Source organism: Chelatococcus sp. XZ-Ab1 (assembly GCF_029309855.1).
GTDB classification, from domain to species: domain Bacteria; phylum Pseudomonadota; class Alphaproteobacteria; order Rhizobiales; family Beijerinckiaceae; genus Chelatococcus_A; species Chelatococcus_A sambhunathii.
The window spans coordinates 49,970-75,407 of record NZ_JARKII010000007.1 but is presented as its reverse complement, the minus strand read 5'-3'; the positions used below and the strand labels follow the sequence as shown (position 1 = coordinate 75,407).

Sequence of the window (25,438 nt, the reverse complement as noted above, 5' to 3'; positions counted from 1 at the left end):
TCATGGCGACCGAAATCCGCGTGCCCACCCTGGGCGAATCCGTCACCGAGGCCACCATCGGCCGCTGGTTCAAGAAGCCCGGCGAGGCCGTGAAGGCCGACGAGCCGCTCGTCGAGCTCGAGACCGACAAGGTCACGCTCGAGGTCAATGCACCCTCCGCCGGCGTCCTCGCCGAAGTGACGGTGAACGAGGGCGACACGGTGGAGGTCGGCGCTCTCCTCGGCTCCATCACCGAGGGTGCGGGCGGCGCGGTCGCCAAGACGGCCGAGAAGCCTGCGGAGAAGAAGGAAGAGGCGCCCAAGGCGGAAGCCTCAAAGGCCGCGGCGCCCGGCGCCGCCGACGACCATGGTCCGGCGGTGCGCCGCATCGCCGAGGAGACGGGCGTCTCCCCGGCCACCGTCGGCGGTACCGGCAAGGACGGGCGCGTGACCAAGGGTGACATGCTGGCCGCCGTCGCCTCGGGCGTCTCCGCCTCGCCGGCGCCGTCCGCCCCGGTGCAGGTCCGCGCCCCCTCGGCGCCGGACGATGCCTCGCGCGAGGAGCGCGTGCGCATGACCAAGCTGCGCCAGACCATCGCCCGCCGCCTCAAGGACGCTCAGCAGACCGCCGCCATGCTGACGACGTTCAACGACGTCGACATGTCGGGCGTGATGGCACTGCGCAGCCAGTACAAGGATGCCTTCGAGAAGAAGCATGGGGTCAAGCTCGGCTTCATGGGCTTCTTCGTGAAGGCCTGCGTGCAGGCGCTGAAGGAGCTGCCGGCCGTCAACGCCGAGATCGACGGCAGCGACATCATCTACAAGAACTACTATCACGTCGGCGTCGCCGTCGGCACCGACAAGGGCCTCGTCGTGCCGGTGGTGCGCGATGCCGATCAGCTCTCGGTCGCCGGCATCGAGAAGACGATCGGTGACTTCGGCAAGCGCGCCCGCGACGGCCAGCTGAAGATCGAGGAGATGCAGGGTGGCACCTTCACCATCTCCAACGGCGGCGTCTACGGCTCGCTGCTCTCGACGCCGATCCTCAATGCGCCGCAGTCGGCCATCCTCGGCATGCACCGCATCGAGGAGCGCCCGGTCGCCCGCAACGGCCAGGTCGTCATCCGCCCGATGATGTATCTCGCGCTCTCCTATGACCACCGCATTATCGACGGCAAGGAAGCCGTCACCTTCCTGGTGCGCGTGAAGGAGAACCTCGAGGACCCGGCGCGCCTCGTGCTCGACCTCTGATCACGCCCGACCGGCATTCCGCCGGATCCTCTCCCGCTCGACCGGGACGCATCCGTGGCCGGGGCGACCCGGCCATGACGTCTCACACGGAGCCCGCCCCATGTCCTACGACACAATCGTCATCGGCACCGGCCCCGGCGGCTATGTCTGTGCCATCCGCGCCGCCCAGCTCGGCCAGAAGGTTGCCGTGGTGGAGAAGCGCAAGACGCACGGCGGCACCTGCCTCAACGTCGGCTGCATCCCCTCCAAGGCGCTGCTGCACGCCTCGCACCGCTTCGAGGAAGCGGGGCACGCCTTCGCCGGGATGGGCATCTCCGTCGCCGCGCCGAAGCTCGACCTCAAGCAGATGCTCGCCTTCAAGCAGGAGGGCATCGACGGCAACACCAAGGGCGTCGAGTTCCTGCTGAAGAAGAACAAGATCGACGCCTTCAACGGCACGGGCCGCATCCTCGCCCCCGGCAAGGTGGAGGTGAAGGCCGAGGACGGCACGGTCCAGACGCTGGAGACGAAGAACATCGTCATCGCCACCGGCTCGGACGTCGCGCAGCTGCCGGGCGTGACCATCGACGAGAAGGTCGTCGTCTCGTCCACGGGCGCGCTGGAGCTTTCCAAGGTGCCGGGCAAGCTCGTCGTCGTCGGTGCCGGCGTCATCGGCCTCGAGCTCGGCTCGGTATGGCGGCGCCTCGGCGCCGAAGTCACCGTGGTCGAATTCCTGGACCGCATCCTGCCCGGCATGGACGGAGAGGTGGCCAAGAACTTCCAGCGCATGCTGGCCAAGCAGGGCTTTGCTTTCAAGCTCGGCAGCAAGGTGACAAAGGTCGAGACCGGCGCCGATGGGGCCAAGGTCACCGTCGAGCCCGCAGCCGGCGGCGCGGCCGATGTGATCGAGGCCGACATCGTGCTCGTCGCCATCGGCCGCGTGCCCTACACCAAGGGCCTGGGGCTCGACGACGTGGGCATCGAGACCGACAAGCGCGGCCGCATCGTGGTCGATGCCCATTTTCAGACCAAGGTGCCGGGCATCTACGCTATCGGCGACGTCATCGCCGGTCCCATGCTCGCCCACAAGGCCGAAGATGAGGGTGTCGCGGTGGCCGAGATCATCGCCGGCAAGGCGGGTCACGTGAACTACGACGTCATCCCGGGCGTGGTCTACACATTCCCGGAGGTCGCCGCCGTCGGCAAGACGGAGGAGGAGCTGAAGGAGGCCGGCATCGCCTATTCAGTCGGCAAGTTTCCCTTCACCGCCAACGGCCGCGCCAAGGTGAACCAGGAGACCGACGGCTTCGTGAAGGTGCTCGCCGACGCGACCACCGACAAGGTGCTCGGCGTGCACGTCATCGGTGCCGAGGCTGGCGAGATGATCCACGAGGCGGCCGTGCTGATGGAGTTCGGCGGCTCGTCCGAGGATCTCGCCCGCACCTGCCACGCCCACCCCACCCGCTCGGAAGCGGTGAAGGAGGCGGCGATGGCCGTGGAGAAGCGCGCCATCCACATGTGAGCGCGGCGCCCGGTCGAGACGGCGGCCGCCAGGGCCGGCCCGACCGTCCGCTGTTCAGGGATGGAAGCGGGGCCGATCGGCGCACCATCCGTCGTGGCCGGGCTGTCCCGGCCATCGCCCAGATGTTGCACATCGTGACAAGGCGTGGATGCCCGCGACGAGCGCGGGCATGACGGTGGGAGGCGACGCCTCAACAGGCCAGCAGAACTGCGCCGAAGCGCATGGCGCCGAGCGACAAGGGGACCCGGAGCGTCACTCCAGGCCCTCTCCTTGCCGGGCCTCACGGTTGCAAAGCCTCATGCCCGCGGGTGCGCCGCGTCGTAGGCGGCGAGCAGCCGGGTGGCGTCGACCTTGGTGTAGATCTGCGTCGTCGACAGCGAGGCGTGGCCGAGCAGTTCCTGGATGGCGCGCAGGTCGCCACCGCGGCCGAGCAGGTGGCTGGCGAAGGAATGGCGCAGGGCGTGCGGCGTCGCGCTCGCCGGCAGGCCGAGGGCGCCGCGCAGGCGCTCCATGGCGAGCTGGATGATGCGCGGCGACAGCGGGCCGCCGCGGGCGCCGACGAAGAGCGGCCCGTCCGCCTTGAGCTGGTAGGGGCAGGCGGCGACATAGTCCGCCACCGCCCGCGCCACCTGCGGCAGCACCGGCACCTCGCGCATCTTGCCACCCTTGCCGGTGACGATGATGCTGCCTGCCGCGAGCGCCTTGGCGTCCGCCCCCTTGAGGCCGAGCGCCTCGGAGATGCGCAGGCCGCAGCCGTAGAGCAGCGTCATCACGGCCGCGTCGCGCTGGAGAATCCAACCGTCCCGCTCTTCGCCGGCACGGCTGTCGGCATCCGCCACCGCGCGCGCGGCCTCGGCGGTCAGCGGGCGGGGCAGGCCTTTCGACACCTTCGGCGCGCGCATGGCGACGAAAGCCGATGCAGTGCCAAGACCGCCGCGTTCCAGATGCCGGGCGAAGGAGCGCAGCGCCGCGAGCTGGCGCATCAGCGAGCGCCCGGTGACACCGGCCGCGCGGCGGGCGGCGAGGAAGGCGCGCAGGTCCATCGGCTTCAGCCGCGCGATGGCGTCGAGCGTCGGCGGTCCGCCGAGATGATCGGTGAGGAAGGTGAAGAACTGGCGCGCGTCGCGGCCATAGGCTTCCAGCGTCTTCGGCGACAGGCGCCGCTCGCCGGCAAGATGGGCGAGCCACGACTTGCAGGCACGGAAGGTGTCGTCGGGTAGGTCGATCATGGACGAAGCATCCACCGGCTGCCCTAACGGCGCGTGAACAGGCGGGCGAATCGGTGTTATGCCAGGGCGCATGGACATGCCTTCCGAAAACGGCGCAGTGAACGAGGGGCGGGCGGGAAGCCGCATCGCCGACATCGTCGTGCCCGTGGCGCTCGACAAGGCCTATTCCTACGCCGTGCCCGCCGGCGCGGCGCTGGCGGAGGGCGATGTCGTTGTCGTGCCGCTCGGCCCGCGTGAGACGGTTGGCGTCGTCTGGGCGTTGCGCGAAGGCGCGGGCGCCAACCTCAAGAGCGTCCTCGGCCGGGTGGACGTGCCGCCCATGGGGGAGGACCTGCGCCGGCTCATCGACTGGATCGCCTGGTACACGCTCGCCCCGCTCGGGCTTGCCATGCGCCTCGCCCTGCGCATCCCGGGCGAGGACCGGGCGGAACAGGTGCGCGTCGGCGTGCGCCTCGCCGGCGAGCCGCCCGAGCGCCTGACCGCGGCCCGTCTCCGAGTCATCGCCGCGGCCGAGGGCGGGCTCGTCTACACCAAGGGGGACCTCGCCGAGCGCGCCGGCGTGAGCCTTGCCGTGATCAACGGCCTCGTCGATACCGGCACGCTCGAGGCGGTCGCCCTGCCGCCGGAACCGGTGGCGGGCCTGCCGGATCCGGAGCATGCGCCGGCGGCGCTGTCGCCGGATCAGGAGCGGGCCGCGGCGGTCCTGCGCGCGGCCGTCGCCGAGCGCAATTTCTCGGTGACGCTCGTCGAGGGCGTCACCGGCTCGGGCAAGACGGAGGTCTATTTCGAGGCGGTGGCCGAGGCCCTGCGGCAGGGTCGGCAGGCGCTGATCCTGATGCCCGAGATCGCGCTCACGGCACAGTTCCTCGGCCGTTTCGCCGCCCGCTTCGGCACGGCCCCGGCCGAGTGGCACTCGGGCATCTCCAGCCGCAGGCGCGAGCGCCTGCACCGGGCCGTCGCCTCGGGGGAGGTGAAAGTGGTTGCCGGCGCCCGTTCGGCCCTCTTCCTGCCCTTCAGCGACCTCGGCCTCGTCGTCGTCGACGAGGAGCACGAGCAGGCCTACAAGCAGGAGGAAGGGGCGCTCTACCACGCGCGCGACATGGCCATCGTGCGGGCGCGCATCGACAAGGCACCCGTCGTCCTCGCTTCCGCCACCCCATCGGTCGAGACGCGCGTCAATGCGGCGCGCGGGCGCTATCGCCACCTCGTGCTGCCCGAGCGTTTCGGCGGCCGCACCTTGCCGACGATGCGCGCCATCGACATGCGCAAGAAGGCCCCCGAGCGCGGCCGTTGGCTGTCGCCGCCGCTCCTTGCCGCGATGCGCGAGACGCGCGCGGCCGGCGAGCAGAGCCTGCTCTTCCTCAACCGGCGTGGCTATGCGCCCTTGACGCTCTGCCGCAGCTGCGGCCACCGCTTCCAGTGCCCCAACTGCTCGGCCTGGCTGGTGGAACACCGCTTCCGCCGCGCCCTCGTCTGCCACCATTGCGGCCACGTGGAGCGGCGGCCGGACAATTGCCCGGAATGCGGCACCGTCGATGCGCTCGCCGCCTGCGGACCGGGCGTCGAGCGGCTCGCCGAGGAGGTCGTGGAGCATTTCCCGGATGCGCGCGTCATCACGCTGTCGAGTGACTTTCCCGGCGGGATCGAGCGCCTGCGCCGCGAGCTCGAGGCCATCGCCGCGGGCGAGGCCGACATCATCATCGGCACGCAGTTGGTCGCCAAGGGCCACAACTTCCCGCAACTGACACTCGTCGGCGTGGTCGATGCCGATGTGGGCCTTGCGAGCGGCGACCCGCGCGCCTCCGAGCGCACCTTCCAGCTCCTGCAACAGGTGACGGGACGGGCCGGGCGCGGCGACCGGCCGGGGCGAGCGCTGCTGCAGACCTACCAGCCCGACCATCCGGTGATGCGCGCGCTGCTGTCGGGCGATGCCGCGGCCTTCTACGCCGAGGAGGAGGCGGTGCGCGAGGCTGCCGGCCTGCCGCCTTTCGGGCGCCTCGCTGCCATCATCGTCTCGGCGCCCGACCGCGGCGAGGCCGAGGCGCATGCCCGGGCCCTCGCCCGCTCGGCCGAAGCACCGGAGGGCATCGACGTGCTCGGCCCGGCGGAGGCGCCGCTCGCCCTCATCCGAGGCCGCTACCGCTTCCGCCTCCTGGTGCGGGCAGCGCGCGACAGCGACCTGCAGGGCTACCTGCGCGCCTGGATCGCGCGAACGCCGAAGCCGCCGCAGCGCATCCGCGTGACGGTGGACGTCGACCCGATGAGTTTCATGTAAGGCCCATCTCCGCCGGCTTCTCACCGGCCTTCCGCGGCGAGCGCCACCGCGATCTGCGCGGCGAGCACGGCGTTGTTCTCGACAAGTGCAATATTGGCCTTGAGGCTGCGACCGGCGGTAGCCTCGGCGACGCGTGGCAGGAGAAAGGGCGTCACCTCCTTGCCGGTAATGCCCTGCGCGGCGGCCTCGAGCAAGGCCGATTCGATCACGGGGGCGATCTCGGCGCCCGGGATCTCGTGCTCTGCCGGAATGGGATTGGCGACAAGCACGCCCGAGGTCAGGCCGAGCGCCCGATGCGCCCGGACGAAGGCGGCGATCTCGCCCGCCGTGTCGAGCCGCGCCGGGGCGGTGAGGCCGCTGTCGCGCGAGTAGAAGGCGGGGAAAATGTCCGTGCCGACCGAGACCACCGGCACGCCGAGCGTCTCCAGCATCTCCAGCGTCAGGGCGAGGTCGAGGATGGCCTTCGCCCCGGCCGAGACGACAGCGACCGGTGTGCGCGAGAGCTCCGTCAGGTCGGCGGAGATGTCGAAGCTCGTCGCCGCACCGCGGTGCACGCCGCCGATGCCGCCGGTGGCGAAGACGGCGATGCCCGCCATCGCGGCGAGGCGCATGGTGGAAGCGACAGTCGTCGCGGCGTCGCGCCCCGTGGCGAGCGCGAGCGGCACCTCGCGCGTGCTCGCCTTCATGACGTCGCGGGCGGTGGCGAGCCTCTCGAGGCCGGCGTCGTCGAGGCCGATGCGGATGCGCCGGTCGAGGACGGCGATGGTCGCCGGCACGGCGCCGCCGGCGCGCACGATGGCCTCGACCCGGCGCGCCGTCTCCAGATTGGCGGGATAAGCCATGCCGTGGGCGATGATGGTGGATTCGAGGGCGACCACGGGCCGCCCGGCCGCGAGCGCATCGGCCACCTCGGGCGACAGAAGGGGGGTGACGTCGGTCATCGCGCAAACTCCTCCTGCACGGCCTCATCACGCCCGGTGACGACCGCCGCCGCCATTCTCTGCCCCTCGCACGCCGCCGTCGTAAAGTCCCATCCGCTGAGAAGGCCGAAGACAGTGCCGGCGAGCGCCGCATCGCCGGCGCCCGTGACATCGCGCGCCCGGCCGGCGGCAGGGGCCGGCAGAAGGGCGGTTTCGCCCTCCGCCGTCGACAGGAAGACGCCGTGGGCGCCCAGGCCCACGGCGAGGCGGTGCACGCCGCGCCTATGGAGCGTGCGCGTCGCTGCCGCAAGGGCCGCCTCGCCATCCACCGGCAACCCCGCGAGGGCGGCAAGCTCGTCACGGTTCGGGGTCATCAGAGCCACGGGCACGCCCGCGGCGAGGATCGGCGCGAGGCGCGCCGCCTTGGCGACCGAGACCGGCTCGAGCGCCAGGGGGCGGCCATGGGCGCCCGCAAGGCGGGCCAGCCGCGCGAGCGCCGGTGGCGAGAGATTGGCGTCGGCGACGATGAAGGCGGCTTCCAGGACCGCCTCCTCCCGCGCGGCGATGGCGGCCGTGTCGAGCGCATCGAGGATGTGCATGGCTGCCACGGCGACCACCAGTTCCCCTTCATGGTCGAGCACCGCCGTATAGCTGCCCGTCGGCAGCGCCGCGCGGAGACAGAGCGACATGTCGACGCCCGCCGCCTGCGTTTCGCGCCAGATGCGCTCGCCCGCGGCATCCTCGCCGAGGACCGTCAGGAGGCGCACGGCGGCACCGCGGCCGGCGAGGTGCTCGGCAACGTTGCGGGCAACCCCGCCGCAGGCGACGGTGGCCGTGCCCGGATTGGACGTGCGCATCACCACCGGCCCGTCGGCCCGGCACTTGATGTCGAGATTGGCGCCGCCGGCAACGAGAACGGACGGTCCCATTGTCATGGCCCACCTCGGGGTGACAAAGGCGGAGTCATGCCCTCGTCTCTAGCCTCATTCGTCCCTTCTTCCAATGTCGGCTCGCTTCGCGCAAGGCGGCCGGCGTTGTGGGGAACTGGCCTTTGTGGCAACGCGAAGGCGCAAGGAGCGCCTGCGATGTTGCACGCGCCCGATCCTTATGTTAGGGCACCGGCGCCTTCCGGGCAGATCGTGTCTGTCCTCGCCATTTCCGTGTCCCCGCGCGAAGGATCAGGCGCCGCCGAGGCAATCGGTGACGACCGTTGGTTCTTGAGAGCAAGAGAGAAGCCCTGTGGCTCAAGGCGGAACTATTATAGCAGGAGTTGCCGGGCGCTACGCCTCGGCGCTGTTCGACCTGGCCAAGGAAGCCGGCAGCCTCGAAGCGGTCGAGGGCGACCTCAAGCGCTTCGATGCGCTCGTGGCCGGAAGCCCCGACCTTGCCCGCCTCGTGACGAGCCCCGCGTTCAGCGCGGAGGAGCAGGAACGGGGCGTCGCCGCCGTTCTCGCCAAGGCCGGCATCGGCGGGCTCGCCGCCAACTTCATCCGCCTCGTTGCGTCGAAACGTCGCCTCTTCGCGGTGCGTGACATGGTGCGTGCCTACAGCGCGCTCGTCGCCCGCGAGAAGGGCATCGTGCACGCCGAGGTCACCCTCGCCGAGGAGCCCTCGCAGAAGGCGCTCGACGAGATCAAGGCGGCGGTCAAGGCCGTTGCCGGGGGCGAGATCGCCCTCGACGTCAAGATTGATCCCGCCATCCTCGGCGGTCTCATCGTCAAGCTGGGCAGCCGCATGGTCGATGCGAGCCTTCGCTACAAACTGAATTCGATCCGTTTCGCCATGAAAGAGGTCGGCTGATGGACATCCGCGCCGCGGAAATTTCCGCAATCCTCAAGGAGCAGATCAAGAACTTCGGCTCCGAGGCCGAGGTCACCGAGGTCGGCCAGGTTCTGTCGGTCGGTGACGGTATCGCCCGTTGCTACGGTCTCGACAATGTGCAGGCCGGCGAGATGGTCGAGTTCGAGTCGGGCGTGCGCGGCATGGCCCTGAACCTCGAGGCCGACAATGTCGGCGTCGTCGTCTTCGGCTCCGACCGCGAGATCGCCGAAGGCCAGACGGTGAAGCGCACGGGCGCCATCGTGGACGTGCCGGTGGGCAAGGGCCTGCTCGGCCGCGTCGTCGACGCGCTCGGTAACCCGATCGACGGCAAGGGCCCGATCCAGGCCGACGAGCGTCGCCGCGTGGACGTCAAGGCGCCGGGCATCATCCCACGCAAGTCCGTTCACGAGCCGATGGCCACCGGCCTCAAGTCGATCGATGCGCTCATCCCGATCGGCCGCGGCCAGCGCGAGCTGATCATCGGCGATCGCCAGACCGGCAAGACGGCGATCGCCCTTGACACCATCCTCAACCAGAAGCCGCTGCACGCGACCGGCGACGAGAGCCAGAAGCTCTACTGCGTCTATGTCGCCGTCGGCCAGAAGCGCTCCACAGTCGCCCAGTTCGTGAAGGTGCTGGAAGAGAACGGCGCGCTCGAATACTCGATCATCATCGCCGCAACCGCCTCCGACCCGGCGCCGATGCAGTTCCTGGCGCCGTTCTCGGGCTGCGCCATGGGCGAGTTCTTCCGCGACAACGGCATGCATGCCGTGATCGTCTACGACGACCTGTCCAAGCAGGCCGTCGCCTACCGCCAGATGTCCCTGCTTCTGCGCCGCCCGCCGGGCCGCGAGGCCTATCCGGGTGACGTGTTCTACCTGCACTCGCGCCTGCTCGAGCGGGCAGCGAAGATGAACGACGACAACGGCAACGGTTCGCTCACCGCCCTGCCGGTCATCGAGACGCAGGCGAACGACGTGTCGGCCTACATCCCGACCAACGTCATCTCGATCACCGACGGCCAGATCTTCCTCGAGACCGACCTGTTCTACCAGGGCATCCGCCCGGCCGTGAACGTCGGCCTCTCGGTGTCGCGCGTCGGCTCCTCCGCCCAGACCAAGGCGATGAAGAAGGTCGCCGGCAAGATCAAGGGCGAGCTTGCGCAGTACCGCGAGATGGCAGCCTTCGCGCAGTTCGGCTCCGACCTCGACGCCACGACGCAGCGCCTGCTCAACCGCGGCGCGCGCCTCACCGAGCTCCTGAAGCAGCCGCAGTTCTCGCCGCTGAAGATGGAAGAGCAGGTCTGCGTGATCTACGCCGGCGTCAACGGCTACCTCGATCCGCTGCCGGTCAACAGGGTGCGCGATTTCGAGGAGGGGCTGCTCGGCGTCCTGCGCGCCAAGCACACCGACATCCTCGATGCGATCCGCTCCTCGAAGGACCTGTCCGACGAGACGGCCGCCAAGCTCAAGGACGTCGTCGAGGCCTTCGCCAAGACGTTCGCCTGAGGGGCGTCCGCGTGAGCCGCACCTGCCATCGCAGCAACGGGGAATAGGCGCTCGTCATGCCGAGCTTGAAGGATCTGCGCAACCGCATCGCCTCGGTGAAGGCGACGCAGAAGATCACCAAGGCCATGCAGATGGTGGCGGCAGCCAAGCTGCGCCGTGCCCAGACGGCGGCCGAGGCGGCCCGTCCCTATGCCGAACGCATGGAGACGGTCCTCGCCAACCTCGCCTCGCGCATGACGGTGACGGAAGGCGCGCCGCGCCTTCTCGCCGGCACGGGCCGTGACGAGACGCACCTCTTGATCGTCTGCACGGCCGAGCGCGGCCTGTGCGGCGCCTTCAACAGCTCCATCGCGCGTCTTGCCCGCGACAAGGCCAATGCGCTGATGGCGCAGGGCAAGACGGTGAAGATCCTGTGCGTCGGCAAGAAGGGCTACGACATCCTGCGCCGGCAGTTCAAGGATCAGATCATCGAGCTCATCGAACTGCGCTCGGTGCGCCAGATCGGCTTCGAGAACGCCGACGCCGTGGGCCGCAAGGTGCTGCAGATGTTCGACGCCGGTGCGTTCGACGTGGCGACGCTGTTCTACAGCAAGTTCAAGTCGGTGATCTCGCAGGTGCCGACGGCGCAGCAGATCATTCCGGCCGAGTTCGACGGCGAGACGAAGGCGGCGACCGGCCTCGATGCCGTCTACGACTACGAGCCGGGCGAGGAGGAGATCCTCGCAGCACTCCTGCCGCGCAACGTCTCGGTGCAGATCTTCCGGGCGCTGCTCGAGAACGGTGCCTCCGAGCAGGGCGCGCGCATGTCCGCCATGGACAACGCGACGCGCAATGCCGGCGAAATGATCAAGAAGCAGACGCTGACCTACAACCGGACGCGTCAGGCGATGATCACCAAGGAACTCATCGAAATCATCTCGGGCGCCGAGGCTCTTTGAGGCCCCGCTCTGATTGGACCGTGAGGGTTTAGAAAATGGCGAACAAGGCGAGCGACAAGGCGGTCGGACGCATCACCCAGGTCATCGGCGCGGTCGTCGACGTGCAGTTCGACGGGCACCTGCCGGAGATCCTGAACGCGCTCGAGACGACGAACCAGGGCAACCGGCTCGTGCTCGAGGTGGCCCAGCAGCTCGGCGAGAACACCGTGCGCTGCATCGCGATGGACACCTCCGAGGGTCTTGTGCGCGGCCAGGCCGTGACGGACACGGGCGCCCCGATCAAGGTGCCGGTCGGCGACGGCACACTCGGCCGCATCATGAACGTCATCGGCGAGCCGGTGGACGAGGCCGGCCCTGTCCCGGCCGAGGACACGCGCGCCATCCACCAGCCGGCCCCGAGCTATGCCGAGCAGTCCACCGAAGCGCAGATCCTCGTCACCGGCATCAAGGTCATCGACCTCCTCGCCCCTTACGCCCGTGGCGGCAAGATCGGCCTCTTCGGCGGCGCCGGCGTCGGCAAGACCGTGCTCATCCAGGAGCTCATCAACAACGTCGCCAAGGCCCACGGCGGCTACTCGGTGTTCGCCGGCGTCGGAGAGCGTACGCGCGAGGGCAACGACCTCTACCACGAGATGATCGAATCGGGCGTGAACAAGGACCCGAAGGAGCACGGCGGCTCGACAGCCGGCTCCAAGTGCGCCCTCGTCTACGGCCAGATGAACGAGCCGCCCGGCGCCCGCGCCCGCGTTGCGCTCACCGGCCTCACCGTCGCTGAGCATTTCCGCGACAAGGGCCAGGACGTGCTGTTCTTCGTCGACAACATCTTCCGCTTCACGCAGGCGGGCTCCGAGGTGTCGGCGCTTCTCGGCCGCATTCCCTCGGCGGTGGGCTATCAGCCGACGCTCGCCACAGACATGGGCGCACTGCAGGAGCGCATCACCACCACGACGAAGGGCTCGATCACCTCGGTGCAGGCGATCTACGTGCCGGCCGACGACCTGACCGACCCGGCGCCGGCCACGTCCTTCGCCCACCTCGACGCCACGACCGTGCTGTCGCGCGCCATCTCCGAGAAGGGCATCTACCCGGCCGTCGACCCGCTCGACTCCACCTCGCGCATGCTCGACCCGCGCATCGTCGGCGAGGAGCACTACCAGGTGGCCCGCCAGGTGCAGCAGATCCTGCAGCGCTACAAGTCGCTGCAGGACATCATCGCCATTCTCGGCATGGACGAACTCTCGGAAGAGGACAAGCTCACGGTAGCGCGCGCCCGCAAGATCGAGCGCTTCCTGTCGCAGCCGTTCTTCGTCGCCGAGGTGTTCACCGGTGCGCCGGGCCAGCTCGTCGCCATCGAGGACACCATCAAGGGCTTCAAGGGCCTGTGCGAAGGCGCCTATGACCACCTGCCGGAGGCCGCCTTCTACATGGTCGGCACGATCGAGCAGGCGGTCGAGAAGGCCAAGCGCCTCGCCGCCGAAGCCGCGTAAGCTTCAAGCGTCCGGCCGCGGCCCCCGCCTTGGCCGGGCCTGACGGCGCAAAGGCCCGATTCCTGTTTCGGAGACAGATCGACATGGCGACTTTTACGTTCGAGCTCGTCTCACCCGAGCGGCTTCTCTTCTCCGGCGAGGTCGAGAGCGTCGTCGTGCCTTCGAGCGAGGGCGAGATGACGGTGATGGCCGGCCACGCGCCGGTGATGGCCGTGCTCAAGCCCGGCGTCGTCGCCGTCAGTGAGGGCAAGGGCGCCGTGCGCCGCCTCTTCGTGCGCGGCGGATTCGCCGATGTCGGCCCGGATGGCCTCACCATCCTCGCCGAAGTGGCGCTGCCGATGGAAGAGCTTGACGTCGCGACACTCGCCCAGCACGTCCGCGATGCCGAGGAAGACGTGGCCGACGCCAAGACCGACGAAGCTCGCCAGGCGGCGGCCGAGCGCCTCTCCCAGCTCACCGAGCTGCGCGACGCGCTGGTGCACTGAGCATTCTCGCCACAGCCTTTTGAAAGGCCGCCCTGCAGGGCGGCCTTTTGCGTCGAGGCGGCTTGCCGTCAGGCCTCGGACCGCAGCAGCCGGCGGATCACCTTGCCCGTGGTCGTCAGCGGCAGTTCGTCGCGAAAGGCGATCTCGCGCGGGTATTCGTGGGCTGACAGACGCTCGCGCACGAAGGCCTTGATATCGGCGGCGAGGGCCTCGGATGGCACATAGCCGTCGCGCAGCACGATGAAGGCCTTGACGATCTCCGTGCGCACCGGATCCGGCTTGCCGACCACGGCCGCGAGCGAGACGGCCTCGTGCTTGATGAGGCAATCCTCGATCTCTCCTGGACCGATGCGGTAGCCGGCCGAGGTGATGACGTCGTCGTCGCGGCCGACGAAGTGGATGTAGCCGTCGGCGTCCAGGCTGCCCTGATCGCCCGTCGTCATCCAGTCGCCGACGAACTTGTCGCGCGTCGCCTCGGGCCGGCGCCAGTATTCGAGGAACATCACGGGATCGGGCCGCAGCACCGCGATCTGCCCGAGTTCCCCCGCCTCGCAGCGCGTGCCGTCCCGCCGGATGACCGCCACGGTGTGGCCCGGCACCGGTTTGCCGATCGCCCCGGCACGCGAGACGCCGATCGCGGCGCAGGAGGCGAGCACGAGGTTGCACTCGGTCTGGCCGTAGAACTCGTTGATGGCGAGCCCGAGCTCCTCCCGGCCCCAGGCGAAGGTCGCCTCGCCCAGCGCCTCTCCGCCCGAGGCGAGGGTCCGCAGGCGGAGGTTAAAGCGCGCCCGGGGCCGCGGCACGCTGCGCAGCATCCGGAGCGCCGTCGGCGGAATGAAGGTGTTGCGCACCTCAAGGCGCGCCATGAGGTCGAAGGCTTCTTCCGGGTCGAACTTCTCGAACTTGCGCGCCACCACCGGCACGCCGTGATGCAGGCCGGGCAGCAGCACATTGAGCAGGCCGCCCGCCCAGGCCCAGTCGGCCGGCGTCCACAGCCTGTCGCCCGGCCGGGGCAGGAACTCGTGCGGCATCTCCACACCCGGCAGGTGGCCGAGCAGCACGCGATGGCCGTGCAAGGCGCCCTTGGGATTGCCGGTGGTGCCCGAGGTATAGATCATCATGGCGGGATCGTCCGGCCCCGTGTCACGCGGCACGAAGTCCTCATCCGCCTCCGCGAGCATCTCGTCGAAGCCGATCGCCGTGCCGTCCGGTCCGTCGGTGCTGACGATCACGGCGAGGTCGGGCAACGGCACGTCGATGGCCTCGAGCGTCGCAAGGCCGGCGGCATTGGTAATGATGGCGCGGGCGCCCGCATCCACGAGGCGGTAGCTCAGCGCGTCGACGCCAAAGAGCATGGCAAGCGGCAGGGCAACGGCGCCGAGCTTGTAGATGGCGATATGGGCGATCGCCACCTGCTGCGACTGCGGCAGGAGGATCGCCACCCGGTCGCCGGCCGCGATGCCACGGCGGCCGAGCGCATGGGCAAGACGGTTCGAGCGGCGCCGCAGGGTGCCATAGGTCAGGGCCTCGACCGTGCCGTCGCGAGCGACATCGAGGATGGCCGGCCGCTCGGGATCCGCCGCCGCCCAGCGGTCACAGCAATCGACGCCGATGTTGTAGCGCTCGGGAATACGCCAGCGGAAGCCGGCAACGAGCGCATCATAGTCGCGAATATCGGGCAGCATCGGCACCCTCATGTGGGACGTGCCGTGTTTATAGGCAAAACGCCGCAAAATCACCATGCCGGCCGGGGGCGCCGGACGATCAGGCGGCGAACTGCGAGCGCTGGGCCCAGCCGGTCATGCGCCGCTCCAGCCAGGCCATCACGGCGTAGATCATGATGCCGAGGACCGCGAGCGCGATGAGGGCGGCGAAGAGCAGCGGCACGTTGAAGTCCGCGCTGGCGCGCGCCATCAGGTTGCCGATGCCGTTGCGCGAGGCATTGTACTCCGCGATCACCGAGCCGACATAGGCGAGCGTGATCGCCACCTTCAGCGAGCCGAAGAAGTAGGGCAGCGAGCGCGGCACGCCTACCTTCAGCATGATGTCGAGCTTCCTCGCGCCGAGCGCTCTGAGCACGTCCTCCACCTCCGGCTCGATGGTGGCGAGGCCGGTGGCGACATTCACGACGATGGGGAAGAAGGAGATCATGAAGGCGGTGAGCACCGCCGGCAGCCAGCCGACGCCGAACCAGATGACGAGGATCGGCACCACCGCCACCTTGGGAATGGCATTGAAGCCGACGAGGAGCGGATAGAGCCCGGCATGGACGAAACGCGAGGCGCCGAGCGCGAGCCCCAGCACCAGGCCGAAGACGATGGCGAGGATGAAGCCGGCCGTGGTCATCCACAGCGTGTGGAAGGAGTGGAACAGGAGCGGCCACCAATAGGCGATGGTCGCGTCGAGGATGTCGCTCGGCGCCGGCAGCACATAGGAGGAGACGCCGAAGACGCGGCAGAACACCTCCCATAGCAGGAAGAAGCCGATTGTGCAGAGCCAGGGCGCCAGCATGAGCCGGCGCGCCTGCGATGCCCGGGCGCGCGCAGCGGCGTCACGCACGGCGCGCGCCTCAGCTTCAGCTGTAGCGGAGACGGTATCGGCCTCGGCGCTCATGCTGTTTTCCTCGCATCGGCGATGTGACCGCGCAGCTCGTGCACGATGTCGATGAACGCCTTTGTATAGGTGACCTCGAGATCGCGCGGACGGGGAAAGTTGACTACCCGCTCGGCGACGATGCGGCCGGGGCGAGCGCTCATGCAGAAGATGCGGTCGGCGAGGAAGGTGGCCTCGCGCAGATCGTGGGTGACGAGCACCACCGTCATCCGGCGTTCGGCGTGCAGGTCGCGGATCACGCACCACAGCTCCTCGCGCGTGAAGGCGTCGAGCGCGCCGAAGGGTTCGTCGAGGAGAAGGAGCTGCGGCTCATGGATGAGCGCCCGGCACAGGGAGGCACGCTGCTGCATGCCGCCCGAGAGCTCCCACGGATATTTCCCGCCCTGGCCCTTGAGCCCCACCTGGGCGAGCAGGCGCTCGGCCTTGGCGACGTAGCTGCCGCGCTCGCGCTTTAGCCGGCTGCGGTGCGGCTCGACGATCTCGAGCGGCAGGAGCAGGTTCTCGAGCGTGGTGCGCCACGGCAGCAGCGTCGGGTTCTGGAAGGCCATGCCGGCGATTCTCACCGGCTGTGTCACCGGCGCACCGCCGACGAGGATGGTGCCGGCGCGCGGGAACTGCAGGCCCGTGGCGAGCTTCATCAGCGTGGACTTGCCGCAGCCGGAGGGGCCGACGACGGCGGCGAACTCCCCCTCCGCGATGGAGAGCGACAGGTGCTCGACGGCGGGAAAGCCGTCACCGCTGCCATAGGCGTGGGTGACGTCCTTCAGGGCGACGAAAGCATTCAAGCGGGTCACCTTTCCCTTGGCCCCGGAGCCGGCCGCCGGGAGACGGCGGCCGGGCGAGGCGGACGACGCGACGGAACGGTCAGTCGATCATCCGCTCGGTGTGCGGGGGCAGGTAGGTGTCGACGAAGATCTCGCCGGCGACCGGCTTCTTCTTGAAGGTGAAGGTGAGGCCGATCTGCTCCAGCGCCTTCTCGAACCGCGCCGCGTCGATGCCGCCGAAGCCGTTCTCCTTGACCCACGGCGTGATGACGTTCTGGGCGAGGTTCATCTGCAGGCGCTCGAGTTCCACCTCCTTCTTGGCGACGTCGTTACGCTTGATGACGCTGTCGACCGCAGCGGAGGGATTGGCGACGGTGTCCTTGAGGCCGCGCACGAAGGCGCGCAGAAAACCCTTCACCGCCTCCGGCTTCTCCGCCGCGAACTTGGCGGAGACCATGATGGCATTGCCGTAGAGCTCGACGCCATAGTCGCCCATCAGCATGACGACAATGTCGTCCACGGCGACGCCACGCGACTTCAGGTTGATGAGCGACGACATGGCGAAGCCGAAGATGGCGTCGACCTCGCCGGAGGCGAGCATGGGCTCGCGCACCGGAAAGCCGACGTTCTCGAACTTCATCCTGGAGTCGTCGAGCCCGTTGACCTGCTTGAAGATCGGCCACTGCGCGAAGGCGCCGTCGGCGACCGGGGCGCCGAAGGTCTTGCCCTCGAGGCTCTTGGGATCAGAGGAGATGCCGCGGCTCTTGCGGCCGATGATGGAGAAGGGCGGCCGGTCGTAGACCATCATCACCGCCTTCACATCGACATTGGGGTTCTCGTCGCGGAAGCGCACCAGCGAGTTGATATCGCCGAAGCCCATGTCATAGGTGCCCGAGGCGACACGCGGGATGGCCTCGCGCGAGCCGTTGCCGGTGTCGATGGTGACGTCCAGCCCCTCGTCCTTGAAATAGCCCTTGTCGATGGCGACCAGGAACGGCGCCGCCGGCCCCTCGAACCGCCAGTCGAGCGTGAAACGCAGGGGCGTTTGCGCCGCCGCGGCGCCCGTCCAGAACACAGCGGCACCGGCCACGACACCGGCGAAGGTCCTCAAGGCGGTACGCCGGCACTGACCGAAGGGGCTCAATACGGACGGAAGGGACATCGGACGGACTCCAGACTGGAAGCGTGCGGACGCGTAAGGCGCGTCATCGTTGTCGAAGCAATATTCGTACCGGGCCGAAACCGGCGAAAGAGCTCCTTCCTGCTGATCGTGACGGCACTGCCGCGCCTGTCAAGGACGATGGCTGGCCAGCCGGTCACAAAGCGTATCTTTTCCTAACGTTTCAGTCCTCCGCCCGGCCGCCTATGCCACCGGCAGCGCGCCGTCGCTCTTCACCTCCTCCATCACGGCATAGGTGCGCGTCTCGGTGACGCCGGGCAGCGACAGCAGCACGTCGCCGAGGAAGCGGCGGTAGGCGGCCATGTCGGCGACGCGCGTCTTGACGAGATAGTCGAAGCCGCCGGCCACCATGTGGCACTCCAGCACCTCCGGCGCGCGGCGCACGGCTTCGGCGAAACGCTCGAAGATGTCGGGTGTCGTCTTGTCGAGGGACACCTCGACGAAGACCATCAGTTCGAGGCCAAGCTTGCGCGGGTCGAGCCGTGCGCCATAGCCGGTGATGTAGCCCTCGCGCGTCAGGCGCTTCAGCCGCTCGCTCGTCGCGGTCGGCGACAGGCCGATTCGCTCGGCGAGTTCCACGGTGGTGATGCGCCCGTCCGCCTGCAGGACGGCGAGGATGCGCTTGTCAGTGCGGTCGATCACTTATCATTCTCACTATCCTGATTTCTTTTTATAGCGATTTCTGCTGACAATTCCCGCTTTCGTCAAATCGAACCACGGCGATATCCGCGGTATCCTGACGATCTCTCAAGGAGTTGATCGTCAATGCATTCCGCCTCTTCCGCCAGCAACCCGCCTGACGCCCCCCTGCCGCCCTTCCGGGCCCCCTTCGCGCCCGACGATGCGGCGATCGCCCGTGAGCTCATGGCCAGGGCCGCGCTGGTGCCGGAGCGCGAGCGTGGCATCGATAGGCTGGCGGGAAGCCTCATCGAGGCGATCCGCTCCAGGAGTGGCGGCCTCGGCGGCGTCGAGGAACTGCTGCGCGAGTATTCGTTGTCGACGCGCGAGGGGCTCGCGCTGATGGTGCTGGCGGAAGCGCTGCTGCGCGTGCCCGACAGCGTCACCGCCGACCGACTGATCGAGGACAAGCTCGGCCAGGGCGACTTCGCCCGCCACGAGTCGAAGTCCGATGCCTTCCTCGTCTCAGCCTCGGCCTGGGCGCTCGGCGTGACGGCACGCATCATCCAGCCCGGCGAGACGCCCGAGGGCATCCTCGGCCAGCTTGCCAAGCGCATCGGCCTGCCGGCGGTGCGCACGGCGACGCGCCAGGCCATGCGGGTGCTCGGCAACCATTTCGTGCTCGGCCAGACCATCGAGGAGGCGCTGAAGCGTGCCCAGTCCGGCGCGGGCCGCATCTACCGCTATTCCTTCGACATGCTGGGCGAGGGGGCGCGCACGCAGGACGACGCTGACCGCTACTGGCGCTCCTATGCGCAAGCCATCGACGCCATCGGCCGGGCCGCCGGCAACGAGCCGCTGCCCAACCGCCCGGGCATCTCCGTGAAGCTCTCGGCGCTTCACCCCCGCTACGAGGCGGTGAGCCACGCGCGGGTGATGGCGGAGCTCGTGCCGCAGGTGATCGCGCTCGCCGAAAAGGCCAAGGGCTACGACCTCAACTTCACGATCGACGCCGAGGAGGCGGACCGGCTGGAGCTGTCGCTCGACGTCATCGCCGCCGTCGTCGCCGCTCCCTCGCTCGCCGGCTGGGACGGCTTCGGCCTCGCCATCCAGGCCTACCAGAAGCGCGCCGCGGCCGTGATCGACTGGATCGCCGCTCTCGCCGAACACCATAACCGCCGCTTCATGGTGCGCCTCGTCAAAGGCGCCTACTGGGACACGGAGATCAAGCGCGCCCAGGAGCGCGGCCTTGCCGGCTACCCCGTCTTCACCCGCAAGGCGATGACGGATCTGAACTACATGGCCTGTGCCGAGAAGCTGCTTGCCTTGCGGCCGCGCATCTTTCCGCAGTTCGCCACCCACAATGCGCTCACCGTCGCCAGCATCGTCGAACGGGCCGGCAATACGGACGGATTCGAGTTCCAGCGCCTGCACGGCATGGGCGAGGCGCTCTACGGCAAGCTGTTCGAGGCCGTGCCGGGCACCGCCTGCCGTACCTATGCGCCGGTCGGGGGGCACCGCGACCTCCTCGCCTATCTGGTGCGCCGCCTGCTCGAAAACGGCGCCAATTCCTCCTTCGTCTCGGTGGCCGCCGACCCGAACGTGCCGATCGCCGAGATCCTCAAGCGGCCGGCGGCGATCATCGGCACGCCCGAGGCGGCTACCCACCCGCGCCTGCCTTTGCCAGCGGCGCTCTATGGCTCGCGCGTCAATTCCGCCGGCGTCGAATTCGGCCACGCGGAGGAGTTGTCCCGTCTCATGGACGACCTGAAGAAGGCGGGCCTGCCGACGGCACCGGCACGGGCCATCGTCGGCGGCGAAGCCCGGCCCGGCACGCGCCGCGAGATCGTCAGCCCCATCGACGGCAGGACCGTCGCCGGCGTCGTCGAGGATGCGGACGAGGCTACCGCCGATGTGGCGATGGCGGCGGCGAAGGCCGGTTTTAGTGCCTGGGCGGCAACGCCCGCCGCGACGCGTGCCGAAGCCATCTGCAAGGCTTCCGACCTTCTGGAGGCGCGGCGCGGGCTGTTCCTCAACCTACTGCAGGTCGAAGCCGGCAAGACGCTCGACGACGCGGTGGCGGACCTACGCGAAGCAGTGGACTTCTGCCGCTATTATGCGCGGCAGGCCGAGCGGCTCTTCGGCGAGGGTACGGTGATGCCCGGCCCGACGGGCGAAGAGAACCGCCTCGTGCTGCGCGGGCGCGGCCCCTTCGTCGCCATCTCGCCGTGGAATTTCCCGCTCGCCATCTTCCTCGGGCAGGTGACGGCGGCGCTCGTCGCCGGCAATTCAGTCGTCGCCAAGCCGGCCGAGCAAACGCCCGTGATCGCCTTCGAGGCGGTGAAGCTGCTGCACGAGGCCGGTGTGCCGAGAAGCGCCCTCCACTACGTGCCCGGCGACGGGCGCATCGGCGCCCGGCTCGTCGCCCACCCGGCCGTCGCCGGCGTCGTCTTCACCGGCTCGACGGAGGTCGCGCGCATCATCAACCGCACGCTTGCCGCCAAGGAAGGGCCGATCGTGCCACTCATCGCCGAAACGGGCGGCATCAATGCCATGATCGTCGACGCGACCGCTCTGCCCGAGCAGGTGGCCGACGACGTCGTCACGTCCGCCTTCCGCTCCGCTGGTCAGCGCTGCTCGGCGCTGCGCCTCATGTGCGTGCAGGAGGATGTCGCGGACCGGATGATCGAGATGGTGGTAGGCGCCGCACGCGAGCTCAAGGTGGGCGATCCGCGCGATCCGTCCGTCCATGTGGGGCCCGTGATCGATGCCGAGGCCAAGGAGAAGCTCGAGGCCCATATCAAGGCGATGAAGGAGAGCGCCCGCACGCATCTTGCCACACCCGGCCCGACGCCGGGCACCTATGTCGGCCCCCACGTGTTCGAGCTCGCCGGCCCGAGCGACCTCAAGGAAGAGATCTTCGGCCCCATCCTGCATGTCGTGCGCTACAAGGCGAACAGGCTCGACGACGTGATCGCCGCCATCGATGCCACGGGCTATGGCCTGACGCTCGGCATCCACTCGCGCATCGAGGACACGGTCGCGCGGATCGTCGCACGACTCGAGACGGGCAATGTCTACGTCAACCGCAACATCATCGGCGCGGTGGTCGGGACCCAGCCCTTCGGCGGCCACGGTCTCTCCGGTACCGGGCCGAAGGCAGGCGGACCACACTACCTCCTGCGCTTCGCCACCGAGCAGACGGTGACGATCAACACCGCTGCCGCCGGCGGCAATGCCAGCCTGATCGCGATGGGCGAATAAAAGGGACGGCGCCGCTCTCCCCGCCCCCCGCACGGGCGAGGGAAAGCAGGTAGCCGCGAGCCATTCGTCGCACCGGGCCCGCCATGCGGCCTGCGCAATTTACTTTCGCCGCGGCGCGGCTATTGTCGCGGCGCAGCGCATGATTTGTGCGCTGCACAGGAGCTGCGTCCGTGGCTCCTTCCAGCCAATTTCCCCTCGGCGGCGCGGGCGCGGCAGGCGCGGCGCGGCCACTGCTTTGCGGAGAAGCGACATGCTCGGAATCGGCGACAAGCTCCCCTCGTTCAGCGTCACCGGCGTCAAGCCCGGCTTCAACAACCACGAAGAGAACGGCCAGAGCGCCTTCGAGACGATCACGGACGAGAGCTTTGCCGGCAAGTGGAAGGTGATCTTCTTCTATCCGAAGGACTTCACCTTCGTGTGCCCGACCGAGATCGCGGAGTTCGCCCGCCTCGCCGGCGAGTTCGCGGACCGTGACTGCGTCGTCCTCGGCGGCTCGACGGACAACGAGTTCGTGAAGCTCGCCTGGCGCCGCGCCCATCCCGACCTCGACAAGCTGCCGATCTGGTCCTTCGCCGATACCAACGGCTCCCTGGTCGACGGGCTCGGCGTGCGCTCGCCGGACGGTGTCGCCTACCGCTACACCTTCATCGTCGACAACGAGAACACCATCCAGCACGTCTATGCGACCAACCTCAACGTCGGCCGCAACCCCAAGGACACGCTGCGCGTTCTCGACGCCCTGCAGACGGACGAGCTCTGCCCCTGCAACCGCGAGGTCGGCGGCGCCACGCTGAAGGCCGCGTGAGCCGCGGGGCCGGGCGGGCATGCCCGGCCCTCACCCGCCCCTGAAGCCAAGGACGCAATCGATGTCGTTCGACACGCTGAAGAGCAAGATCCCCGACTTCGCCAAGGACGTGCGGCTCAATCTTTCGTCGCTGGCCCAGGACGAAACCCTGAGCGAGCAGCAGAAGTACGGTCTCATCCTCGCCTGCGGCATCGCCACCCGCAACGCCGAGGTGGCCGCCGCCTGCGAGGCCGAGGCCAAGGCCAAGCTGTCGCCGGTGGCGCTCGACGCCGCCCGCGCCGCCGCCTCGATCATGGCGATGAACAACGTCTACTACCGCTTCGTCCACCTTGCCTCGAACAAGGAATACGGCACCCTGCCGGCGAAGCTGCGCATGAACGTCATCGGCAACCCCGGCGTCGACAAGGTCGATTTCGAGCTGTGGTCCCTGGCCGTCTCGGCCATCAACGGCTGCGGCATGTGCATCGACGCGCACGAGAAGGTGCTCAAGGATGCCGGCCTGCCGACGGCCACCGTGCAGACGGCGGTGCGCTTCGCCGCCATCATCCAGTCCGCCGCCGTGGCGCTGGAGGCCGCCGCGCTCGCGACGGCCGCGTGAGCCGCGCCTGCCGGCCGGGACGAGCGAAGGGCCGCCACGCGCGGCGCTTTTTCATTCCGGGCACGGCAGGACCCGCGCGGCGCAACGCTTCCGCAATGATCGCCGCTCACAGATGATGGTCCGGCACAGCGGAGCGACCATTGCGGATCCTGCTCGTCGAAGATGAGGTCGAGATGGCCGGCGCCCTGGCGTCGGCCCTGCAGCGCCACGACATCGTGCTCGATCACGTGACGAGCCTCGCCGAGGCGCGCGAGGCGCTGGCGGGCGAGGTACACCATGCCGTCCTCGTCGACCGCCGCCTGCCGGATGGCGAGGGGCTCGATCTCGTCCGCGGGCTCAGGGGCGGCGAGCGCGCGGCGCTGCGCCATCTGCCGGTGATCGTGCTCACGGCCCGCGGCGACATCGAGGATCGCGTTGCCGGCCTCGACGCCGGCGCCGACGATTATGTGCCCAAGCCCTTCGCCGTCGAGGAATTGCTGGCGCGCCTGCGTGCCATCCTGCGCCGGCCGGGCGCCGTCTCGCAGCGCTCGCTGCGCATCGGCCATCTGACCTTCGACACCGAGCATCGCGAGGCGAACGTCGGGGGCGCGCGCCTCGACCTGCCGCGCCGTGAGCTCCTGGTGCTCGAGACGCTGCTGCGCCGCGCCGGCCGTACGGTAATGCGCACCATGCTGGAGGAAGCGGTCTACGGCTACAGCGACGAGATCCAGTCGAACGCTCTCGACGCCCACGTCTCACGCCTGCGCCGCAAGCTGACCGAAGCCGGGGCAGGCCTCGAGATCCACAACGTCCGCGGGGTCGGCTACCTGCTGCGGCCGGCCTCATGAGAGGCGGCACGCGCCATTCGCTCAAGCGGCGCCTGGTAACGCGGCTCATCGCGGTGCAGGCGGCCGTCGTCGCGCTCGTCGTCCTCGCGGTCTTCCTCACCCTCTGGCTGGGCGGCCACTTCGCCAGCAAGCTCGAGCCCGAGGACGCGATCCTCGAGGCCGTGGCCCATGCCCTCGGGCGCGATAGCGGCGGCGGCCTCATCCTTCGTCCGACGCGGCAGCTCGCCGAATTGCGACAGCGCTCGCCCGACCTGTGGTTCGTCGTGCGCGACAAGGATGGCGCCATACTCTCCGAGGGGCGGGTGCCCGATGACTATGCGCGCATCGGCGCATTCGCAATGCGAATCGGCCAGGCGCGCTTCGGCTGGAATCTCGGCGATCCGCCAGGGCAGATCGCCCGCCTGAAGCAGATGGATACCGCTGCCGGGCGCGTGCAGGTGCTGACCGGCCCCGGTAGCGACATACCGCTGCGGCGTATCGTCTGGGCCGTCACGATCAGCTTCGCCGGCATCGTCCTGCCCATCGTCCTCGTCATGGCGCTGGCGACGCTGACCGCCACGCCGCTCGTCGTCGGCCGGGCGCTGGCCGGCCTGACGACGGTCGCCGAAAAGGCACGCCAGATCGACGCCGGCCGGCGCGGCGGGCGCCTGCCGCTCGACGGCGTGCCGGCCGAGGTCGTGCCGCTCGTCACGGCCGTCAACGACGCCCTCGCCCGTCTCGATGACGGCTACGAGCGTCGCCAGCGGTTCCTCGTCGATGCCGCGCACGAGCTGCGCACGCCCATCGCCATCTTGACGACGCGGCTCGAGGCACTCGACGACAGCCCGCAGCGGCAGCGCCTGCTCGCCGATGCCGCGCGCCTCTCCAACCTCGCGGGCCAGCTGTTGGACCTGCAGCGCATCGATGCGGCGCCCTGTGCCATGACAAGCCTCGACCTCGTCGCCCTGGCGCGCGAGGTCGCCGCCGACCTTGCCCCGCTCGCCATCGCCGCGGGCTTCGAACTGTCGTTCGAGGCGTGTGTGAAGACGATGAAGGTGCGTGGCGACCCGCTCGGGCTGGGGCGGGCGCTAACCAATCTCGTACAGAACGCCATCGACCATGCCGGCCGGCCCGGCCTCATCACCATCACAGTTGCCGAAGGCGGCATCGTCGAGATCGCGGACGACGGCAACGGCATCCCTGCGGCCCAGCGCGAGCAGATCTTCGAGCCTTTCCAGCGCCTCGACACGCGCTCGCACGGCACCGGCCTCGGGCTGCATCTCGTCGTCGAGATCGTGCGTCTGCACGGCGGCACCATCGCCGTCGTCGATGCGCCCGGCGGCGGCGCCTGCTTCCGCATCGCCCTGCCGCAGCCGGAGGACTGATCCGGGCGGGCG

General features: G+C 69.2%; 21 protein-coding genes. 13 read left to right on the top strand and 8 right to left on the bottom strand.

The features are described from left to right. Window positions 1-2 precede the first annotated feature (2 nt). Window positions 3-1,229 carry a 2-oxoglutarate dehydrogenase complex dihydrolipoyllysine-residue succinyltransferase gene (gene odhB, locus P2T65_RS11835; RefSeq protein ID WP_055459844.1) on the top strand — a complete coding sequence of 409 codons (1,227 nt, stop codon included), beginning with the start codon at window positions 3-5 and terminating at the stop codon, window positions 1,227-1,229. A gap of 100 nt (window positions 1,230-1,329) precedes the next feature. Beyond that, window positions 1,330-2,730: a dihydrolipoyl dehydrogenase gene (lpdA, locus tag P2T65_RS11830; protein WP_276199840.1), complete on the top strand. Its 1,401-nt coding sequence runs from the start codon at window positions 1,330-1,332 to the stop codon at window positions 2,728-2,730. 296 nt (window positions 2,731-3,026) lie between these two features. On the opposite strand, the gene P2T65_RS11825 is transcribed toward lpdA, so the two are convergent. Next, window positions 3,027-3,959 (bottom strand): tyrosine recombinase XerC, encoded by a 933-nt coding sequence (locus P2T65_RS11825; protein ID WP_063188075.1) that lies wholly within the window; start codon window positions 3,957-3,959, stop codon window positions 3,027-3,029. A 70-nt stretch (window positions 3,960-4,029) separates the two neighbouring features. Here P2T65_RS11825 and P2T65_RS11820 point away from each other — a divergent pair, with 70 nt between their 5' ends. Continuing rightward, window positions 4,030-6,234 (top strand): primosomal protein N', encoded by a 2,205-nt coding sequence (locus tag P2T65_RS11820; protein WP_082831651.1) that lies wholly within the window; start codon window positions 4,030-4,032, stop codon window positions 6,232-6,234. Window positions 6,235-6,254: 20 nt separating this feature from the next. Here the strand turns inward: P2T65_RS11820 and P2T65_RS11815 are convergent, their stop codons facing one another. Both P2T65_RS11815 and P2T65_RS11810 read right to left on the bottom strand, forming a co-directional pair. Next, entirely contained in the window at window positions 6,255-7,175 is a 921-nt protein-coding gene (locus P2T65_RS11815) for a pseudouridine-5'-phosphate glycosidase (protein ID WP_055459847.1), read from the bottom strand. Further along, the gene (locus P2T65_RS11810; RefSeq protein WP_276199839.1) at window positions 7,172-8,089 is read right to left on the bottom strand and encodes a carbohydrate kinase family protein; all 918 of its coding nucleotides are present in this window, start codon (window positions 8,087-8,089) and stop codon (window positions 7,172-7,174) included. Before P2T65_RS11810 ends, P2T65_RS11815 begins: the two co-directional genes overlap by 4 nt. A 304-nt stretch (window positions 8,090-8,393) precedes the next feature. Between P2T65_RS11810 and P2T65_RS11805 the strand changes: the two genes are divergently transcribed. From P2T65_RS11805 to P2T65_RS11785, 5 genes are all read left to right on the top strand, one after another. After that, window positions 8,394-8,954, top strand: coding sequence for a F0F1 ATP synthase subunit delta (locus P2T65_RS11805; RefSeq protein ID WP_055459849.1), 561 nt, complete (start codon window positions 8,394-8,396; stop codon window positions 8,952-8,954). Beyond that, on the top strand, window positions 8,954-10,483 hold the full coding sequence (atpA, locus tag P2T65_RS11800) for a F0F1 ATP synthase subunit alpha (protein ID WP_063188069.1): 1,530 nt from the start codon (window positions 8,954-8,956) through the stop codon (window positions 10,481-10,483). The genes P2T65_RS11805 and atpA overlap by 1 nt, the downstream gene beginning before the upstream one ends. A 56-nt stretch (window positions 10,484-10,539) precedes the next feature. Then, window positions 10,540-11,421, top strand: coding sequence for a F0F1 ATP synthase subunit gamma (locus P2T65_RS11795; RefSeq protein WP_055459851.1), 882 nt, complete (start codon window positions 10,540-10,542; stop codon window positions 11,419-11,421). 35 nt (window positions 11,422-11,456) lie between these two features. Then, a complete protein-coding gene (atpD, locus tag P2T65_RS11790) occupies window positions 11,457-12,908 on the top strand; it encodes a F0F1 ATP synthase subunit beta (RefSeq protein WP_055459852.1) in 1,452 nt (483 codons plus the stop codon). Between the two features lie 83 nt (window positions 12,909-12,991). After that, on the top strand, window positions 12,992-13,393 hold the full coding sequence (locus P2T65_RS11785) for a F0F1 ATP synthase subunit epsilon (RefSeq protein ID WP_055459853.1): 402 nt from the start codon (window positions 12,992-12,994) through the stop codon (window positions 13,391-13,393). A 68-nt stretch (window positions 13,394-13,461) separates the two neighbouring features. Here P2T65_RS11785 and P2T65_RS11780 read toward each other — a convergent pair whose 3' ends face one another. From P2T65_RS11780 to P2T65_RS11760, 5 genes are all read right to left on the bottom strand, one after another. Continuing rightward, window positions 13,462-15,078 (bottom strand): acyl-CoA synthetase, encoded by a 1,617-nt coding sequence (locus P2T65_RS11780; RefSeq protein WP_276199838.1) that lies wholly within the window; start codon window positions 15,076-15,078, stop codon window positions 13,462-13,464. 79 nt (window positions 15,079-15,157) lie between these two features. Next, the gene (locus P2T65_RS11775) at window positions 15,158-15,904 is read right to left on the bottom strand and encodes an ABC transporter permease (RefSeq protein ID WP_063188321.1); all 747 of its coding nucleotides are present in this window, start codon (window positions 15,902-15,904) and stop codon (window positions 15,158-15,160) included. Window positions 15,905-16,002: 98 nt separating this feature from the next. Further along, complete coding sequence (locus P2T65_RS11770; RefSeq protein ID WP_063188063.1) at window positions 16,003-16,791, bottom strand: ABC transporter ATP-binding protein; 789 nt, start codon at window positions 16,789-16,791, stop codon at window positions 16,003-16,005. A 79-nt stretch (window positions 16,792-16,870) separates the two neighbouring features. Then, window positions 16,871-17,932, bottom strand: coding sequence for an ABC transporter substrate-binding protein (locus P2T65_RS11765; RefSeq protein ID WP_276199837.1), 1,062 nt, complete (start codon window positions 17,930-17,932; stop codon window positions 16,871-16,873). A gap of 201 nt (window positions 17,933-18,133) precedes the next feature. After that, complete coding sequence (locus P2T65_RS11760; RefSeq protein ID WP_055459856.1) at window positions 18,134-18,592, bottom strand: Lrp/AsnC ligand binding domain-containing protein; 459 nt, start codon at window positions 18,590-18,592, stop codon at window positions 18,134-18,136. A gap of 123 nt (window positions 18,593-18,715) precedes the next feature. Here P2T65_RS11760 and putA point away from each other — a divergent pair, with 123 nt between their 5' ends. From putA to P2T65_RS11735, 5 genes are all read left to right on the top strand, one after another. Further along, the gene (gene putA / locus P2T65_RS11755) at window positions 18,716-21,832 is read left to right on the top strand and encodes a bifunctional proline dehydrogenase/L-glutamate gamma-semialdehyde dehydrogenase PutA (protein WP_276199836.1); all 3,117 of its coding nucleotides are present in this window, start codon (window positions 18,716-18,718) and stop codon (window positions 21,830-21,832) included. 250 nt (window positions 21,833-22,082) lie between these two features. Continuing rightward, window positions 22,083-22,637 carry a peroxiredoxin gene (locus P2T65_RS11750; RefSeq protein ID WP_019402473.1) on the top strand — a complete coding sequence of 185 codons (555 nt, stop codon included), beginning with the start codon at window positions 22,083-22,085 and terminating at the stop codon, window positions 22,635-22,637. Window positions 22,638-22,698: 61 nt separating this feature from the next. Continuing rightward, entirely contained in the window at window positions 22,699-23,235 is a 537-nt protein-coding gene (locus tag P2T65_RS11745; RefSeq protein WP_019402474.1) for a carboxymuconolactone decarboxylase family protein, read from the top strand. A 140-nt stretch (window positions 23,236-23,375) separates the two neighbouring features. Beyond that, window positions 23,376-24,062 (top strand): response regulator transcription factor, encoded by a 687-nt coding sequence (locus P2T65_RS11740; RefSeq protein WP_055459858.1) that lies wholly within the window; start codon window positions 23,376-23,378, stop codon window positions 24,060-24,062. Next, window positions 24,059-25,426 carry a HAMP domain-containing sensor histidine kinase gene (locus tag P2T65_RS11735; RefSeq protein WP_055459859.1) on the top strand — a complete coding sequence of 456 codons (1,368 nt, stop codon included), beginning with the start codon at window positions 24,059-24,061 and terminating at the stop codon, window positions 25,424-25,426. The genes P2T65_RS11740 and P2T65_RS11735 overlap by 4 nt, the downstream gene beginning before the upstream one ends. The last annotated feature ends 12 nt before the right edge of the window (window positions 25,427-25,438 follow it).